The following is a 1,934-nucleotide window of genomic DNA, read 5'->3' as shown; positions in this document are numbered from 1 at the left end:
GGTGCTTGGGCCCTTCGCCGGCGCGCTGCTGGACCGCTGGGACCGGCGGCTGGTGCTGGTGGTGGCCAACGTCGCCCGGCTGGTGCTGGTGCTCGGGATCGCGGCCCTGCTGGCCGTCGGGGCCGGTGACCTTCCGGTGTTGTGCGCGGCGCTGATCGCCAACGGTTTCACCCGCTTCATCGCCTCCGGGTTGTCGGCGGCGCTGCCGCACGTGGTGCCGCGCGAACAGGTCGTGACGATGAACGCCTTGGCTATCGCGACCGGTGCGGTAGCGGCCTTTCTGGGCGCGAACTTCATGCTGCTGCCGCGCTGGCTGGTGGGCGCCGATGATCGCGGGGCGGCGTCGATCATCGCGGTGGTGGCCGTCCCGGTGGCGATCGCACTGGTGCTCGCGCTGCGGTTCGGTCCGCGCGTGCTGGGCCCCGACCACACCAAACGCGCCATCCACGGTTCAGCGCTGTACGCGGTGACGACGGGCTGGATGCACGGCCTCCGCACGGTGACGGCCCGCCCGACCGTGGCCGCCACCCTGTCCGGGCTGGCCGCGCACCGGATGGCCTTCGGCATCAACACCCTGCTGGTACTGGTGTTGGTGCGGCACGTCGGCGAGCACACGGTGTCCGGCCTGGGCACCACGGCGCTGTTCGTCGCCGCGGCCGGCGCCGGTTCGTTTCTGGCCACCGTGCTGACCCCACCCGCGGTGCACCGCTGGGGCCGCTACGCCACCGCCAACGGCGCCCTGGCGGCCGCCGCGGTGATCCAGTTCGCCGCCATCGGCCTGTACCTGCCGGTGCTGGTGGCCTGCGGATTCCTGCTCGGCGTGGCCGGCCAGGTGGTCAAGCTGTGCGCCGACACCGCCATGCAGATCGACGTCGACGACGCCCTGCGCGGCCATGTCTTCGCCGTCCAGGACTCGCTGTTCTGGGTGTCGTTCATCATCGCCGTGGCGGGCGCCGCGGCGGTGATGCCCCCCGACGGGCAGGCGCCGTCGCTGATCGTGGCCGGCACCCTGCTCTACCTGGCGGGCCTGGCCGGGCATGCGTTCATCGGGCGCCGCCGCCAGCCGGTGGGCCTAAGGTACGAACATGGCCGAAACTGAACCGATCGTCGCCGATCTGCGTGCCGAAAGCGATGAGCTCGACACGCTGGTGGCCCCCCTCACCGACAGCCAGTGGGCCACGCCCACTCCGGCGCCGGGCTGGACGATCGCCCATCAGATCGGTCACCTGCTCTGGACCGACCAGCATTCGCTGGCCGCGATTGTCGACGAGGCCCACTTCGCCGACGCCGTGACCGACGGCCTGCGCAACCCGACCGGTTTCGTCGACGACGGTGCCGCCGCGCTGGCGCAGCTCCCGCCGGCCGAGCTGCTGGCGCAGTGGCGCTCGACGCGTGCGCAGCTGCACGATGCGCTGCTGGGGGTGGCCGACGGTCGCAAGTTGCCGTGGTTCGGCCCACCGATGAGCGCCGCGTCGATGGCCACCGCCCGGTTGATGGAGACCTGGGCGCACGGCCTGGACGTGGCCGATGCGCTGGGGGTGCGGCGGCGCCCGACGGCGCGACTGCGCTCGATTGCGCACCTGGGGGTGCGCACCCGTGACTTCGCCTTCACCGTGCACGGCCTGACGCCGCCGGCAGCACCGTTTCACGTGGAACTACACGCCCCCGAGGGCGGGGTGTGGGCCTGGGGGCCGGTCAACGCCGAGCAGCGGGTCACCGGCCGCGCCGAGGACTTCTGCCTGCTGGTCACCCAGCGGCGTGCGCTGGCCGACCTGGATGTCGCGGCGCATGGCGAGGACGCGCAGCGCTGGCTGGAGATCGCCCAAGCCTTCGCCGGGCCTCCCGGCGCCGGGCGCTGAGCGCGCCAGCGCGAAGCGAGCCGGCGCCCTTTGGCACAGCGCCGGGCGCTGAGCGCGCCAGCGCGAAGCGAGCCG

Annotated in this window: 2 protein-coding genes; both read left to right on the top strand. The window is 73.1% G+C overall.

Annotated elements, in window-relative coordinates:
* Positions 1-1,099: MFS transporter (locus tag LI92_RS21075; protein ID WP_046322415.1), on the top strand; the 1,099-nt coding region annotated here is incomplete at its 5' end.
* On the top strand, positions 1,086-1,859 hold the full coding sequence (locus tag LI92_RS21070; RefSeq protein WP_046322414.1) for a TIGR03084 family metal-binding protein: 774 nt from the start codon (positions 1,086-1,088) through the stop codon (positions 1,857-1,859). The genes LI92_RS21075 and LI92_RS21070, both read left to right, overlap by 14 nt.
* Positions 1,860-1,934: the final 75 nt, after the last annotated feature.

The organism is Mycobacterium sp. UM_Kg1, from assembly GCF_000972925.1.
GTDB classification, from domain to species: Bacteria; Actinomycetota; Actinomycetes; order Mycobacteriales; family Mycobacteriaceae; genus Mycobacterium; species Mycobacterium hiberniae.
The sequence above is the reverse complement of the archived record's forward strand: the minus strand, read 5'-3'. Positions and strand labels throughout refer to the sequence as shown.